The following is a 14,918-nucleotide window of genomic DNA, read 5'->3' as shown; positions in this document are numbered from 1 at the left end:
GCCGGTCGATCGGCGCCCCGAGGGACACGAGGACTCCAGCCTCATGCTCGACGGACTCGGCGGCGTGGCCGGCGCGACCCGGTAGGGGGTCCGGCTAGGCTCCTGTCCGTGACGTGGCTGCGGGCCCTCCGGGAAGTCGTGCGATCCGGACTCACGATCGAGGAGGCGCGACTGGAGCCCCTGCTCGCGCTCCGCACAGCTGCGGGGGTGGCGATCGTCATCGGGCCGGCGCTGTGGCTGGCCTCCCCGGCGTACGCCGCGTCCGCCGCCCTCGGTGCCTACTCCGCGGGCGCGGCCACTTTCCAGCGCACCTGGCGTCCCCGCAAAGTGATCGCGCTCGGCGCGGGCACCGGTCTGGCGCTCAGCACGTTCGTCGGCTATCTGGCGGCGGGGCGACTCGCGACGTTCCTCCCCCTGCTGGCCGTATGGGCCTTTGCCTCAGGGATGGCGTGGGCCGTCGGATCGACCGCCGGGATCGTCGCAGCGACGACGGTCGGCAGCATGCTGGTGACCGTCACCCTGCCCACGAGCGTCGGGCGGGCTCTGGAGCACGCCGGGATCATCGCGCTCGGGGGAGTGGCGCAGGCCCTGCTGATCCTGCTGTTCCCGATCCGCCGTTGGGGGGCGCATCGTGACGCGCTCGCCGACGCCCTGGCCGCCGTGGCGGACTACGCCCGCCGGCTGCGGCACGACCCGACCGCCCCGTTCGACCCGGAACCGTTGATGACGGCCCGGGACGCGGCCGCCGTGACGCCCTCGCAGGCCCGCACCCGTCCTCCCGTCCTGCACGGCCCCCGGGGGCTCGCCGAGCGCATTCGGCCGGTCGTCGCCGCACTCGCCGACCCGGACGTCGGCGCCCCGGCGGAGGGACCCGGGCGTGACCGCGCAAGGGAGTTGCTCGACGCGGCCGCCGAGGTCCTGGACGCGGCCGCCCGCTCGATCCGCCGCGGCACTCCCGCCGCGGTGTCGCCCGAACGCACGGACGCCCTGCGCGTCGACGAGGAGCACGAGGTGCTGGAGGGCCCCGCGCGGCAGGCCGCCGAGCGGCTCGTGGAAATGCTCGGCGAGGCCTTGGAGATCGCCCGGTGCGGCACGCGTGGGAGGACGCCCGCGCCACCCGGCCCCGCGGACGCCCAGTTCCTGGTGCGCCCGACCATGTTCCGGCTGGTGCCGGTCGTGGTCAGGGCGGTCCGCCCTGAGCTCCGCCGGGACTCTCCCGTGTTCCGGCACGCCGTCCGCCTGGCGGCGGTGGCCACGCTCGGCTACCTGATCGCCGCCCGGCTACCGGTGGGCCACGGCTACTGGGTGCCCATCACCTCGGTGATGGTGATGCGGCCGGACTTTCACCAGACGTACGCGCGGGCGGTGGCCCGTCTCGCCGGGACCCTGGCGGGGGTCGCGCTCGCCACCGGGATGGTGCGGGCCCTCGGCCCGGACGCCCATGTGTTCGGCCTGCTGGCGGTGGTCTCGGCGGGCCTGTCCTTCATGCTGAACCGTACTGGCTACGCCTACTCCCAGTGCTTCACTGCCGCATACGTCGTCTTCCTGCTCGGCATGGGCGGACAGGCATGGGAGCAGACGGTCCCGGAGCGGGTGGTGCTCACCCTGCTCGGCGGGGCCCTGGCGATGCTGGCGTACATGGTGTTCCCCGCATGGGAGACACCCCGGCTGCCGGGCCGACTCGCGGATTGGCTCGCCGCCGAGGGCCGTTACGCGGCCGCGGTGCTCCGCAGCCACGCCGAACCGACCCGGGAACATCGCGCCGACCTGCGCAGGGCACTGCTCGCGAGCAGGGAGGCACGTGCCGCCTGGCAGGAGACATACGACCGGGCAAGACAGGAACCGGTCCGCCCCAGGGGCCTGACGTCACGCGAGGCGGAGGAGGCGCAGGAGGCGCTCCAGGGGTTCGACCGGGCGGCGATGCTCATGGAGAGCCACGTCCCGCGGGACGAAAGCCGTCCCGTCCCCGAGGCGGAGCGGCTCGCCGAGGCCCTGGAGGCGGGCACCGCCCAGGCGGCGGTCGACGTGCGCGAGCACAGGAACCCGGACTGGACGCGCGTGGAGGAGGCGCTCCACGCGTGGGAGGGCGCCGCCGCCGGAGACGGGAGCCCGGTGGTGCGGCGCGGGGCGGAGATGCAGAAGCAGGCCTTGGAGGACCTCGCGACGGCCGTGAGCCGTACAGCCCTGGAACGGGACGTCGGCTCCGCTCGCGAGGAGCAACGGGTACGGGCGGCCGCGGCGGCGGAACGTGACGGATCAGGACCCGCCCACTGGGGTGGGTGACGGCTCCGGCGACGGGAGCGCCGCACCTCCGGGAGCGGGAAGACGGTCCCGTCCCCGTCGGCTCCGCGGGACGACTGCGCTGTTCAGGCGGTGGCGGCCCGGTCAGGTGCCGCTCCGGTGCTTCCGGCGGACGGAAACGCTCCTGGGTTTGGCATTCCTCGCCGATCCCGAGACGCCCATGTCGACCGCTGCTCACCGCCCCGCAGGGCACAGCTGGGGCACGCTGCCAGAGCCTGGAAGCAGTCAACGTCGACACCAGCACCCACGAGCCGGCCATGGCCGCGATCACGGCGGTCCTACAGCTTGCTCATCTTGGCCTACGGACTCAAGACCCGCTCTTGCGCCCAGCTGAAGTCCACGACCGCCGCGATCCCCTCCTCTATGCCCATGACCCGGCCGAGGCCGTACACGTCGTGTGTGACCTGGTCGCCTACGGCGAACTGCTTGGGAGGCGGCGTGACCGGGGCTTTGAAGGGGCTGGTGGGCAAAAAGCGCTGTGGTGCACTTGCTGCCAGAATGCGCCCACGCATATCCGCTACGGCCGTTCACTTCCGTCGCGCGCGGTAGCCGAGAAGGGTCTCGCCGCGGACCTGGTCCCGCGCCGAGGCGTCCGGGCGGAGGACGGCCTCGGGGTGACCGCCCTCCGCCTCCGAGGCTCAGTCGGTGACGGCTCGCGTCATCTGACGAAGTTCCGCGTCAGCTGCGAGACGTTCTCGCTGACCAGCAGCCACGCGTGCTCCACACACCCCACGTTGGTGTTGCTCGCGCCGGACAGGACCGTGCTCGAGTCCGGGTTGATCAACTCGTCGCACGTGGACCAGAAGGTCCCGTAGTTGACGGCCCCGGGCGTCTCGTCACCGCCGTTGAGGGCGGTCAGGAAGGTGCTGCCCGTCGCCATCTCCTTGCACGACGCGAGCACCCAGTCGCAGACCTGCGCCGCGTTCGTGCCGTGGTTCGGGCCGCCCAAGGACACCCAGTCGTCGACGTACGAGGTGCCGCCGAGGAACTTCAGGTACCAGCGCGAGCCCAGGCCGCCCATCGAGTGGGTGACGACGTCCACCTTCGCCGCGCCGGTGCGGGCGCGCAGCGCGTTGACCTGGTCGCGGATCTGCGCGGCAGTCGTCTCGTTCGACTGGAACGGGTTGTACGACATCGCGTACAGCCGGTCGGCCGGCCAGCCGGACGCCTTGAAGTCGGAGACCATCTCGTTGAAGTTCCACGCGCCGCCCTTGTATCCGTGGACGAACAGAACCGGATCGGGCACGGCCGCCTGGGCCGGGGCCGCCGGCAGCAGGACGGCCGCCGCCGCAGCACAGGCCGCGACGGCGGAGAGCGCACGGGTGAATCGTCGCATCGGGGATCCTCGCACTCGTTGGGGGAGCCCCAGAGTGAGGGCGGCGCGACGCCACAGCCATCGGCTGTTTCACCAGTCTTTACACGCCGGTAACTTAGCTCTAGCGTTACGAGACATGCCAGTTGGGCCACGCAGCGCGGGTGCGCCGGGACAACAGCCGGATGCCTGCGCCCCCGGGTTGTCGCAGGACGGCGTCAGCGTTCGCATCTGGCTCGCGGTGCACGGCGACGCGCGCGCGGCGGCCGAGTTCACCGCCGCACTCACCGCGCGTGAACGCGCCGGCCTCGACCCGCTGCCAGATCCGCTGACCTGCCGACTGCTGGCCACGGAACAGCACCGCACCCGCCTCGCCCGGCTGCCGGCCGCCACGCGCCGACTGCTGCTGCTCGCCGCCGCCGACCAGCACCCCGTGGAGAGCCGGGCGTTCGACCGCGCGGTGGTTGCCGCCGGACACGAGCCCACGGACCTGGAACCCGCCGAGGAGGCCGACCTCATCCGCTCCACCGCCGCCGGTCTCGTCTTCGCCGACCCGCTGGTACGGGACGTGGTGTATGACAGCGCCGGACCCGAGGAGCGGCGCCTTGCCCACAGATCGCTGGCGTTCGTCCTCGACTCGAGGACCGAGCCCGGCCCGTGGAACTGGCATCGCGCCTGCGCCTCCCTTGGTCCGAGCAGCCGCCTCGCCCGCGCCCTGGCCAGCGCACCCGCCCCCGACCCGGCGACCGCCTCCCACCATGCGGAACGCTCCGCGCTCCTTAGCTCCGACACCGCCGTCCGCCACGCCGCCCTCGCCCGTGCCGCCCTCCACGCCTGGCACGGCGGCCAGCCCGACCGGGCACGCTGCCTCCTCGCCGCCGCGGAACGCACGGCTGCCGGCACAGATCCCCGCGTGAGGCTGCTGCGCGGCCTGGTCACCTTGCGCTCCGGGCACGCCCCCGATGCCTACGACGACCTTGCCGAGGCGGCGACCTCCGCTTTCGCCGGCGCGCGGGGGGTGTGCGCCGTGACCGGCGCAGGGCGTTCTGCGACCGGCGGTACGCCTGCCGGGTACGCTTTCGACGCCCCCGCGACCGCAGCGTACGCCCTCGCGTACGCTGCCGAAGTCGGCCACTACACCGGCGACCTGCACCGCTGCCACCAGGCCGCGGTCCTCGCCCGGAAGAGCCCGCCACCGTCCGCGCCCGCTGCCCGCGCCCTGCTCGCCGGACTCACCGGGATCGCCTCCGCCGTATGCGGCCGCTACGCCGAGGCCGTCGTCCGGCTCCGCGAAGCCGTGTCCCTCGCCCGGCACGGCGACAACCCCACCGTGCTGGTCCATGCGGCGCTGGCCGCGCTCTATCTCGGCGACGACGACCTTGCCCTGGCCACGGCGCACCAGGCCGAGTCCGCCGCCCGCGCCCAGGGCGAACACGCCGTCCTGCCCCGGTCGCTGGAGTTCCGCGCGTACGCCGAGGCGTGGAACGGGCGCCTCGGTGCCGCGACGGCCACCGCGGTCGACGCGCACCGCCTCGCCCGCGAAACCGGCCAGGACAACGTCGCCTGCCACATCCTGGCCGGCCTCGCCCTGCTGGCCGCGGTCCAGGGCGACACCACCGCGTGCCGGGACCGCGCCCGGCAGGCACGGTCGTACGCGGCGGAGCACGGCATCGGGCTCGCCACGGCGCTCAGCCTCTGGGCGCTCGCCTACCTCGACCTCACGCAGGGCCGCCCCGCCGAAGCCGCCTCCCAGCTGCGCACCCTCGCCCGCCTCGGCCCCGGGCACGGGCATCCGGCGATTCGGCTGCTCTCCACCCCGCACTATGTCGAGGCCGCCGTCCGCGCCGGCGAACCCGCCGCCGCGGCCGCGGCGGCCGTCGGCTACACACGCTGGGCGGGCACCGTCGCCAGCCCGGGGCATCTGGCCCTCGCGGCCCGCTGCCGGGCGCTGCTCACCTCCGGCGGGGAAGCCGACGCCCACTACCGTGACGCCCTGGACCTGCACGACGCGGATGGCCGTCACCTCGAGCGCGCGCGGACCGAGTTGTTGTACGGCATCGCCCTCCGGCGGATGCGGCGAACCACGGAGGCGCGGGACCGGCTGCGTGCGGCGCTCCAGGCGTTCGAGCAGTTCGGGGCCCTGCCCAGCGCACGGCATGCGGAGGCGGAGCTGCGCGCACTCGGCGATACGGCCCGGTGCGCCCGCCTCCCGACGGCGGCCCTTGGCGCGCTCACCGCGCAGCAGACCCTGATCGCCAGCATGGTGGCGGAGGGAGCCACGAATCGCGAGATCGCGATCCGGTTGGTTCTCAGCCCCCGCACGATTGACCACCACCTCCGCGGCATCTACGCCCGCCTCGGCATCTCGTCGCGGGTGGAACTCGCGCGCCTTGTCGACGCACAGGGCACGGCAGGCACCCTCAGAGCCCTGGACGACAACGAAGCCCCAGGTCGCTGACCTGGAGCCGGACCTCGTGAAGGCGCGGCGTCGGCTATACACCGCCGCCCTCTACTCCGGACACCCGACCGAGGCCTTCCGGCTGCTCATCACCTTCCCGCTACCCGCCCGCCTGCTGCAGGCCAGCGCCCCGGCCCTCGCCTGGCGGCAGCAGTCCCTCACCGCCCAAGCCGCCATCGACATGCTGCATTGCGGGCGCTCGTGTTGCTGAGGCCTCGCAGCGGCCGAGCCGTCCTTGCCGGACCATTGAACGCATCGGTTGCCTCGCCCGGTGCCGCCGAAGCCGATCACCTCGCCTGCGCCAGCAGCGTCAGGTCGCTGAAGACCTCAGCGGGATCAGAGCTGCTGGCGAGCAAGCGGGCCAGGGCTTCTGCATCCGCATGTTCGACCGCGTGATGGGCTGGTGTCCCTAGCTCACCAGGGCATTCACCGATCGAGAAGTCACTACCAGCGACCTCTGCGATGACGGTCGGCTGTAGGTCGACGTGTGTGGGGGTTGGACGTCAGTGCTCGATGGAGTTGTCCAGGCATGGGGATGCCAAGGGGCAGCGCGCAGCGTTCGGCTCGGGCGTGTCGGCAGCGGGGGACAATGAGCTCGTGGACTTGCGATCAGATTTGGTGCCCCCGCTGGTGAGTCGGCAGCGGCTGGATGAGCTGTGCGCCGAGGTGGAGCGAATCGCTGACCTTCCGGAAACGTGCTCGGAGGCGGCGGGCGAGGCGATCGCTGCGTTCAACGGGATGACGGGGCACGATTACGAGGCTCTCGATTTCGCCGAGTACTACGGCAGCAGGAGTCTGGAGGAGTTCGCGACGGAGGCGGCCCCGCCGGCGCGTCCTGCGGTTGCGGACATCACCCGGGACGAGCTCGTCGAGATCGTGGCCGGCCCAGACACGAATCTCGCGTACGGATCCGGGGAGGTAATGGCCGACCGAACCGCCAGTTGCGCCGCGAACGCAGACAGTCGGAGAGGGCCCAGCGGGGCCGTCGCGTCGCCGAGAGCCCTGAACGCGACGGCGCACGAGGGCGGCGAGGCGGCCGGAGCGTCCTCGAACGTCCGCGCGTAGTCCGGAGCGTTCGCCGGGACGCCCGCCTCGGCGGCTGCGGTGTCGAGGTCGATGCGCACGGTGTCCTTGGTGAGCGGGTCCGGTGCCTGCGGGCCGCGGCGACGCCGATGCCGACGCGGGAGCGGCGGCTCGACCCGGTAGCTGGGGTCGCAGCACGCCCGAATCCACTGCGCGACCCGGTACTGCGCATCCCCGTCATTCAGCACCATGCCATCTGCGTCAACGTGCAGGACATTGCCATAGATCGCGAAGACCTGCTCCAGCGAAGAGCCGGAGTGAAACACGGTCGTGCGGTAGTCGAACCCATCGAGCATTCAACGTCGATGGTGCCGTTCGCCAAGTAGAAGGCGAACAGCCGAAGCGAAGCGCGCATGTCGCCAGAGAGATGTTCCACGCAAGCATCGTGCATGACCCCCCGCGCCGTCTCGACAAGATCTTTTGACGACGGTCCCTATGACGTTGTGATCCGGTACGTGAGGTGAGTGACCTGGGGGGAGTCGACCACCCGTGTGGACACGAGTCCGAGACCGGGCGAGACGCCGTCGAAGAGCCGGAGGCCCGAGCCGAGTACGACGGGCGCGAGGTGGATCTGGAGTTCGTCCAGCAGTCCGGCGGCGATGAACTGCCGTACGGTGTCCGCACCGCCGGAGATCTGGACGTCCTTGTCCCCTGCGGCCTTGCGAGCCTGGGCCAGCGCGCTGTCGATCCCTTCGGTCACGAAGGTGAAGGTGGTGCCGCCCTGCCGCACCCACGGTTCCCGCGGGGTGTGGGTGAGGACGAAGACGGGGGCGCGGAAGGGCGGCGGGTCGGGCCAGTCTGCCTCGCCTTCGGCGAACATCTGCCGCCCCATGATGTAGGCGCCGGCGCGGGAGAAGTTCTCCTGGACGATGTCGTCGTCCTGGTTGGTCTGCCCGCCGTCGATGCTCTGGCGCTCCCGCCAGCTCTCGACGCCGAAGACCCATTCGTGGATGCGCATTCCGCCGTCACCGAGCGGGTTGTCGGGACGGGAGTTGGGGCCGGCGATGAAGCCGTCCAGGGACATGCCCAGACTGGCAAAGACCTTGCTCACGCCTGCTCCCCGGTGGTGAAGAAGCCGGTCAGGACGGGGGCGAGAAGCTCCGGGTCGATGTTGTGCTCCTGGCCGGGGAAGACGTGCAGGGCGAAGTTGTCCGCCAGCGCGGCGAGTTCCCGCGCACTGGTGAGCATCTGCGGTGCGCCCGCGTCCCCGCTGCCGACGAGAACGGGCACGGTCACGGACTGCCAGCGGTCGGCGAGCAGTGGCCGTCCGGACATCGTGTCGCCCATGACCTGGCCGTCGTAGGGCAGGGTGTGCGCGGTGGCCTCCATTCCGGCCCAGAAGGGGGCCTGGCGCATCCCGGCGACGGCCTCGGCGGGCATACCCACGGCCGCGCTCATGAAGTAGGCCACGGCATCGCCGTACGCTCCTCGCCCCACGAGCTCCGTCAGGTGGGCGACGTAGTCGACGGGCAGCGGCGGACGGCTGTCATCGGTGATGAAGGGTGGTTCGTACACGGCCAGCCGGGAGACGGCGCTGCCCCGGGCCACGGCCTCCAGCGCCAGCACGGCACCGGACGACATGCCGAAGACCATCGCCTCGCCGCCCACGCGCCGGATCAGCGCGTCCAGGTCCTCGACCTCGCGCTGCACGTCGTACTCCGGGCTGTCCCCGCTGTCGCCGCGGCCCCGGCGGTCGTACGTGATCACAGTGAAGTGCTCGGAGAGCAGGCCGGCGAGTCCGGCCGAATCGCCGCGGGTCATGAAGGCGCCGCCGACAAGAACCACTGCAGGGCCCGAGCCGTGCTGCTCGAAGGCGATGGTCGTGCCGTCGGCCGAGAACACCTTATCCATGGGAAATCACTCCAAATTCTGCCCGCACTCAGGCCTGCAGGCTGCAGCCCGTTCGGAACTGGACGGTACAGTACCCACATGAGTACTGGTCAGTCCAGTACTCTGTGGGAAGATGACACGGAAGTAGAAGGAGTCGATGATGGACAGCCGCTCAGTGCGCAAGCACGAGGCGATCCTGGAGGCCGCGACCAGCGTCTTCCTGGACAAGGGGTACTCGGGAACGAGCATGGACGACATCGCAAAGCTGGCCGCGGTGTCCAAACAGACCGTTTACAAGCACTTCTCGGACAAGGAGAAGCTGTTCGCCGAGATCGTGCTGGCCACCACCGACCGGCTCGACACCACGATCGACCTGCTGGCCGACATCCCGACCGACGCTTCCAACCTGGAAGAGAACCTGACCCGACTGGCCCGTCAGCTCCTGACCACCCTCGCTCACCCTCAGGTCATCCAGCTGCGGCGCCTGATCATCGCCAATGCCGACGTCTTTCCCGACCTGGGCACCGAGTGGTACGAGCGGGGCTTCCAGCGAGGGCTCGCCACGCTGGCAGCGACCTTCCAACGCCTGGCCGACCAGGGGCTGCTCCGTATCGACGATCCCCTCCTGGCCGCGAACCACTTCTCCGGCCTCCTGCTGTGGATTCCGGTGAACAAGGCCATGTTCACCGGCCGGTCCCAGGACACCGAAGCCGACCTCGACCGCTACGCCGCCGCCGGCGCCCGCGTCTTTCTCGCCGCCTACCGCTGACCACCACGCCGCAACAGCCGATCTGCCAGACCGGAAAGGGGCAGCATGACCTGGTCCGAACACCGTGGTAGGCGCTGCGGATGGCTCGACGCATGGCCGACGCCGTTCCCGACACGGGAAGCCGCCGTCGGAAACCCACTTCGACGCAGACCAGTACGACATCGAACCGGCTCGCGCTGAGCCAGACCGGTTATGCAGTTCTACACCTGACCCAGCACTGCGCGGCTACCGGCGCCTGCCGGGGGATGGGTGAGGGAAGGTGTCCTGGTGTCGGCCGAGGTGAGGGATACCGGGTGGCGGGGTCGGCCGGGACCCGGCGGGTATGTGAGCCCCTCGTCGCCCGCCGGGCTGTCCGTGGGCTTCGTGCCCGCCAACCCGCTGGAAGTAGGGTGTGGACATGGCACTGGTCACAAAGGGATCGCGGCTCATCACCGTGGACGGCACCACCTACCGGTGGCGGCTTCGGGGACGGCCGACCTACGACCAGGGCCTCGCCCGTTCCCCCCTTGCCTACGCAGCCGAGCACGCCGAGACGCCGGGCACCACGCTGGTGATCGCCACCAGCCAGCCGCACCCGAGCAACTGGGTGGGAGCACAAGGCCCCCCGGTCCTTCCCACCCATGTCGCTGACAGCATTGGCACCGCTCTCGCCGCCGGTTGGACGCCCGAAATCCCCGGCTCACCGTTCCACCTGGACCAGTCAGCCGGCTTCGTTTCGTCCCATTGACCGACCCGCCGGTACGACACCGAACTGGCTCGCGCTGAGGCAGACCGGTGGTGGCAGGTCTACGCGTTACCCACCACGGGGAGGCCCGCGGGCTCGACCGACGGATCATGAGTCGTCTGGCGGGCCACCTTGTTCGTTCCTCACGTCGACCGACACGAGGTCACCTTGCTTCGCCCACCCCGTCGGCCTGAGCAGGCTCCGTCACGGCGACATGCCGGATCCTGCCGACCCACGAATCGGGTGTCAGGCAGGACCAGGCCACCTCGAGGTCGACGCCGTGAAAGGTGCGGGTGAGTTCCGCCAGGGGCGCGAAGAGCGCCACCTGCACCTCCTCGACGGCCGTGTCGGACGGCATGGCGACCTTCCCGCACGCACCGCTCGAATCGTCGGCGACGAAGGTGTACGGCCACACGTCGCGTCGGCCCGTCAGCAGGATGATCTCCCTCGGTATGCCGAAGGGCGGCCGCTTCTTCTTCATCTTGGGTCTTCTCGCCACAGGCCCATCCAACCCGAAGGCGCCCAAGGCCAGGCACCCGGGATACGCCCCCCGCTCCCGAGCCTCGGCCGTGCCGGTCCTGCCTACGCGTGCACCTTGATCCCGCGCCCCGGGACCCCGTGCGGATCGCGGTGCCTGACCCACTGGCCAGAGTTTTGCCGTGTCAGTGTGCGCGTTTATGTTTCGGTCGGGATGAAAGCCCGCGGGTTCCCGGAATCCTGAGCGCTGGGAGGCCGGAACCTGTAGGTCAGCTGATGCCTGTGGTGGTCCTGCGCGTGGGTTCGCCGTGGTTTACGGGCTTTGGCTTCCCGAGCGTTCGCCCTGCCGCACCGAGTGGCTATGTCGCAGGCCAGTGTGGGTTCGGCATGCCGTCATCGCTCATGTGCGCCCGCTGCCAGATCCCGTTCCAGTTGAATGGGGTATCCGGTACGAACCGGTGCCGCTGGCCGCACGGACATGGCGCCAGCACCCACGCGCACCCACGGCACAGCTCGACCCAGCCATGCCCGGTCGAGCTCAGCACTCGCGGTCCCTCGTCCCCGCAAGCCGGGCAGCCGGGCAGATCGGCGCCGTCCAGAAGCGCATTCTGTCGCCGGACGTACTCGGACAGTCGCAGCGACGGGTGGCGAAACGGGTCTTCGAACCATGCACGCTCTGGGCTCTCCCACCAGCTCCGCAGCCACCACGGCCGAGGGTTCGGCACAGCCCGCCGCCCGGCCTGCTTCTCCGCCCGACGCTGCACGGTGTACTCCTCTGCCCGCACGAGCCACAGCACCCGCGCCTCGTGCAATTCCTCCACCGCCCGCGCCAGCGCGTCCGGGTCCGCCTCCAACTGTCGAGGGACCGCGGCGCTGAGTGTGAGGTGGTGGTATGTCGCCCGCAGGCCGTAAGGAGCGAAAACGGTGAGGCACGTGCGCAGCGCGCTGTGCCGCCGGTGGAGAGGGAGCCGGGCGTCGTGCACGCGCGCCCGGTGGGTCAGGAAGCTGGTCATTCTGTGAGCTCTAGGTCCATTGCCCGGGCCAAGGCGGCCGTGACGGCGGCGGCGTGTGTCGGCAGGTGTTGTTCGGCCCAGGTTCCGGCGAGGCTGAGGAAGTCCCGCAGGTCCGTCTGGGCACCGGCGACGAGCGCGCGCACCTGGTCCACCGGCAGCTCGATCACCGGGCTGCCGTCCTTCGCGTAGGCGTCGAGAGTCAGCCGGACGGTGTCGCCGACACGTTCGGCCGCCGAGGACGGGTCGTGGCCGAAGTAGGAGCAGCCGGTGCCGTCTAGCACCTCCCGCCAGTCCCGCCAGGTCTCCAGGCCGTTGCAGCAGCCCGGCTCGACGAAGACGGTGTCGGTGGCTATGTCGGTAACCCGGAACCCGCCGGCGGCGAACAGGTCGGGCATGGTGAGCAGCCCGTGCAGGAACACGCCGAGCGGGTCGGTCGGGCACGGCCCGTGCTCCTCCTGCGGCTCGAAGTTGTTGCAGTCGGCGATCCGCATAACCGCCGTGCCGACCTCCGTTGGAGTCAGCTCCCCGTCCAGCACGAGGTACCCGTACGACTGTTGCTCGCCCACCGGCCAGAGCGCGAAGTCGGCGGCAGCGAAGATCTCCAGAACGGGTTGCATCACAATCACACAGGGATGATGCCGGACCCGCTGCGACACCGCCACGGGCTTTCGCTGCGGCATCGGGCTCGGCGGGTGCCCGCTACCTGGGCAGTTTCGCGGTTCGCTCCGGGTAGGCGGTGCCGACGTAGCGCATGGCGGTCTGTTCGGTGATGCCGAAGAGCCTCATGAGCTTGAGCGGGTCGCCGGTGGCGAACGCTTCGTCGAGGATCCGGTCCTGGCGCAGCCTGTCGAGGGTCTGTCCCCTGGGCAGGACCTTCTGCATGGTGATCCGGTGCACGGCCGGGTAGTCCGGGTCAGGGGCGGTCTTCTGGGTAACCAGCACGTGGGGGTTGGCGCTGGTGAGCCAGCGTTGGTGACGGTTGGCATGCGCCACTCCCGCCACGGGTCGCAGCGAAATCCCGCATACCGACTCTCGGGCAACCAGGCGTTGCAGTCGCCGCAGGAGCGCGATGCGAGCCGCGCTGACCAGTAGGCCCACGCGCAGGAGGACAATGCAGACCACGTCGCCGGACTTGGGCAGCTCCCGCAGCAGCCGTTCACACGTCAGCTCGGCGCCGTCGGCCTCGCGCAACGACAGTGCGAGCCGGACCATCTCGGTGACCCAGCAGCGCCAGGCCTTGCTCATGCGGCGCTTGGCGGTCAGCGTCAGCAGCACAGTCTCGGCCCCATCCCAGCCGGACAGCCGTCGGCCGGCGAGGGCCGTGTCGCGGGTCGAGGTGCGTGGTGGAGCGAACAAGGGCAGCTGGCCCCACACCTGCGGTTCCAGCTCAGCCGACTGGTTCCGCTCCACCGCGAACCGCCTGTTCAGCTTGCGCTTCCCCCCGGCACTCACCCCGCGCCCGCCGCTCCGGCTGAGCACGATCGGATTGGCCTGGCTGGCGTAGTGGCGGTGGGTGCCAACGGTGAGCGGTGGGTGCCAACGGTGAGCTGGAAGGCGCGCGGCCCAGCTCCCGGGGTGCCCAGCGCCTACTCCGCATCGTCCTCGGTGCGGATGGCCTGCAGGCAGGGCCTGCGAGGCAAGTGGCTGCCTGGCCCACTGTTTGGCCCTACTAGTCAGCGCGATGGGGAGCGGCTGAGGGCAAGCCGTCCCTTCCTGCATGCCGCTGCGTGAGCGACGGTGTGAACGCTGCGATCGTCGAGGGCGGGTCGCTGGTAGCGAATGCACATGGCAGCATGCTCACGTGACTGACAACGGGGATGAGATGCCGAACGCTCAACAGATCACGCGTCTAGCCGAATTGACGAACGTGGCAGTGTCGGGACTACCTTCGGCAGCTGCGCCGACGTCGGAGATCCTGGCCGCTGGGAGGCCGCCTGTTTCGCCGGACCGGGAGCCTGCCGATGAAGCTGCGTACGCGCGGCGGGAGTTTGCGCGGTTGCTCGGCGAATTCCGACGTACCGCCGTACTGGTGCCCTTCGACGACCAGGACTGCCTGTGGACTGCCGACTTCGACGGTGTGCGGTGGATCTGAGCCTTCTCGGACGAGGAGGCGCTGGCGCGGTTCGCGGTGGCGCGAGGAGGGGCCGGGCGGGAGTGGACGTACCGGACCATCCTGGGCGCGCGGCTTCTTGATGTGATGGTGCCGATGCTGCCCGGGCCGGGTGGTGTCGCGCTGGATGCGGGCAGTGCGGACGGGGCGCTCTTTCCGCCGGTGGCGGGGATTGTCCCGGACGAGGTGGCGGTGAATCTCGGGGGAACGGGGACGCGATGAGTGGGGACAAGCCGGATCTCGCGGCGCCGGCGGCGGCGTTGGTGGAGATCGCGAAGGGTATCGACCTGGCGCATGCCGAGCTGAAGGAGCTCGGCATGATCGGGGAGGCGTCGGCGGGTCGTGGATTCTCGGATCTGGCTCTCTCGGGGCTGGAGTTGGGGCACGGTGGGCTGACGTCGGAATTCGAGACGTTCTGCAACCGCTGGGAGTGGGGCGTACGCGCGCTGACCCTGCGGGGAAACGGTTTTGCGCGGGGAGTGGGCCTGTCGGCGGGCTCGTTCGCGGAGCAGGAGCAGTACATCAAGGACTCGATCAAGATCGGGGTGAACTCCCTCAACGGGAACCCGCATCTGTCGGAGGACGAGGTGAAGGGGATGCGCTGGGACACGATCCGTGACCAGCACATGTGGGACAACGCCGACTGGAGCGGCGAGTCGTTCTCCGAGGCGCACGGCGAGGTGAAGCAGAACTGGAAGAACACCGGCTATGACGTCATGGATGCGCAGATGGACTCCATGGAGCGCTCCGGTCTGATCGATCCGGCCGTCCGTGATCGCCTTGACGCACAGCTCAGGGAGGATCTGGATCCCGACTAGGCGACGGTCGATCAGGCCGAGCA

The 14,918-nt window shown here is 70.5% G+C and carries 13 protein-coding genes and 1 pseudogene; 6 read left to right on the top strand and 8 right to left on the bottom strand.

From position 1 onward, the window contains the following. Window positions 1–108: 108 nt before the first annotated feature. Window positions 109–2,283 carry an FUSC family protein gene (locus ACE1OA_RS00185; RefSeq protein ID WP_386539906.1) on the top strand — a complete coding sequence of 725 codons (2,175 nt, stop codon included), beginning with the start codon at window positions 109–111 and terminating at the stop codon, window positions 2,281–2,283. Window positions 2,284–2,959: 676 nt separating this feature from the next. Here ACE1OA_RS00185 and ACE1OA_RS00180 read toward each other — a convergent pair. Next, window positions 2,960–3,637, bottom strand: coding sequence for an esterase/lipase family protein (locus ACE1OA_RS00180; RefSeq protein WP_384866971.1), 678 nt, complete (start codon window positions 3,635–3,637; stop codon window positions 2,960–2,962). Between the two features lie 115 nt (window positions 3,638–3,752). On the opposite strand from ACE1OA_RS00180, the gene ACE1OA_RS00175 reads away from it, so the two are divergent. Next, window positions 3,753–6,071, top strand: a complete 2,319-nt coding sequence (locus ACE1OA_RS00175) for a LuxR C-terminal-related transcriptional regulator (protein WP_432751944.1) — start codon at window positions 3,753–3,755, stop codon at window positions 6,069–6,071. Window positions 6,072–6,850: 779 nt separating this feature from the next. Here ACE1OA_RS00175 and ACE1OA_RS00170 read toward each other — a convergent pair. The 3 genes from ACE1OA_RS00170 to ACE1OA_RS00160 form a co-directional block, all read right to left on the bottom strand. Then, window positions 6,851–7,450 carry a DUF7677 family protein gene (locus ACE1OA_RS00170; protein ID WP_386539910.1) on the bottom strand — a complete coding sequence of 200 codons (600 nt, stop codon included), beginning with the start codon at window positions 7,448–7,450 and terminating at the stop codon, window positions 6,851–6,853. Window positions 7,451–7,587: 137 nt separating this feature from the next. Further along, a complete protein-coding gene (locus ACE1OA_RS00165; protein WP_386539912.1) occupies window positions 7,588–8,205 on the bottom strand; it encodes a dihydrofolate reductase family protein in 618 nt (205 codons plus the stop codon). Continuing rightward, window positions 8,202–9,005 (bottom strand): alpha/beta fold hydrolase, encoded by an 804-nt coding sequence (locus tag ACE1OA_RS00160; protein WP_386539914.1) that lies wholly within the window; start codon window positions 9,003–9,005, stop codon window positions 8,202–8,204. Before ACE1OA_RS00160 ends, ACE1OA_RS00165 begins: the two co-directional genes overlap by 4 nt. 139 nt (window positions 9,006–9,144) lie before the next feature. On the opposite strand from ACE1OA_RS00160, the gene ACE1OA_RS00155 reads away from it, so the two are divergent. Together ACE1OA_RS00155 and ACE1OA_RS00150 are read left to right on the top strand one after the other, a co-directional pair. Then, window positions 9,145–9,753: a TetR/AcrR family transcriptional regulator gene (locus ACE1OA_RS00155; protein ID WP_386539916.1), complete on the top strand. Its 609-nt coding sequence runs from the start codon at window positions 9,145–9,147 to the stop codon at window positions 9,751–9,753. Between the two features lie 397 nt (window positions 9,754–10,150). After that, window positions 10,151–10,480 (top strand): hypothetical protein, encoded by a 330-nt coding sequence (locus tag ACE1OA_RS00150; protein ID WP_386539918.1) that lies wholly within the window; start codon window positions 10,151–10,153, stop codon window positions 10,478–10,480. Between the two features lie 160 nt (window positions 10,481–10,640). On the opposite strand, the gene ACE1OA_RS00145 is transcribed toward ACE1OA_RS00150, so the two are convergent. The 4 genes from ACE1OA_RS00145 to ACE1OA_RS00130 all read right to left on the bottom strand — a co-directional run bounded on the left by ACE1OA_RS00145 (window position 10,641) and on the right by ACE1OA_RS00130 (window position 13,377). Next, window positions 10,641–10,958 carry a hypothetical protein gene (locus tag ACE1OA_RS00145; RefSeq protein ID WP_432751943.1) on the bottom strand — a complete coding sequence of 106 codons (318 nt, stop codon included), beginning with the start codon at window positions 10,956–10,958 and terminating at the stop codon, window positions 10,641–10,643. Window positions 10,959–11,313: 355 nt separating this feature from the next. Further along, window positions 11,314–11,967 carry a hypothetical protein gene (locus ACE1OA_RS00140; protein ID WP_386539922.1) on the bottom strand — a complete coding sequence of 218 codons (654 nt, stop codon included), beginning with the start codon at window positions 11,965–11,967 and terminating at the stop codon, window positions 11,314–11,316. After that, window positions 11,964–12,584: a hypothetical protein gene (locus ACE1OA_RS00135; RefSeq protein WP_386539966.1), complete on the bottom strand. Its 621-nt coding sequence runs from the start codon at window positions 12,582–12,584 to the stop codon at window positions 11,964–11,966. Before ACE1OA_RS00135 ends, ACE1OA_RS00140 begins: the two co-directional genes overlap by 4 nt. A gap of 82 nt (window positions 12,585–12,666) precedes the next feature. Continuing rightward, window positions 12,667–13,377, bottom strand: a complete 711-nt coding sequence (locus ACE1OA_RS00130; RefSeq protein WP_432751942.1) for a hypothetical protein — start codon at window positions 13,375–13,377, stop codon at window positions 12,667–12,669. Between the two features lie 391 nt (window positions 13,378–13,768). On the opposite strand from ACE1OA_RS00130, the pseudogene ACE1OA_RS00125 reads away from it, so the two are divergent. Both ACE1OA_RS00125 and ACE1OA_RS00120 read left to right on the top strand, forming a co-directional pair. Beyond that, a pseudogene (locus ACE1OA_RS00125) lies at window positions 13,769–14,299 on the top strand (SseB family protein). After that, complete coding sequence (locus tag ACE1OA_RS00120) at window positions 14,296–14,895, top strand: hypothetical protein (protein ID WP_432751941.1); 600 nt, start codon at window positions 14,296–14,298, stop codon at window positions 14,893–14,895. Before ACE1OA_RS00125 ends, ACE1OA_RS00120 begins: the two are co-directional and overlap by 4 nt. Window positions 14,896–14,918 lie beyond the last annotated feature (23 nt).

Origin of the sequence: Streptomyces sp. JL2001, from assembly GCF_050917515.1 — a bacterium.
Lineage (GTDB): Bacteria > Actinomycetota > Actinomycetes > Streptomycetales > Streptomycetaceae > Streptomyces.
This window is presented reverse-complemented; position numbering and strand designations above follow the sequence as displayed.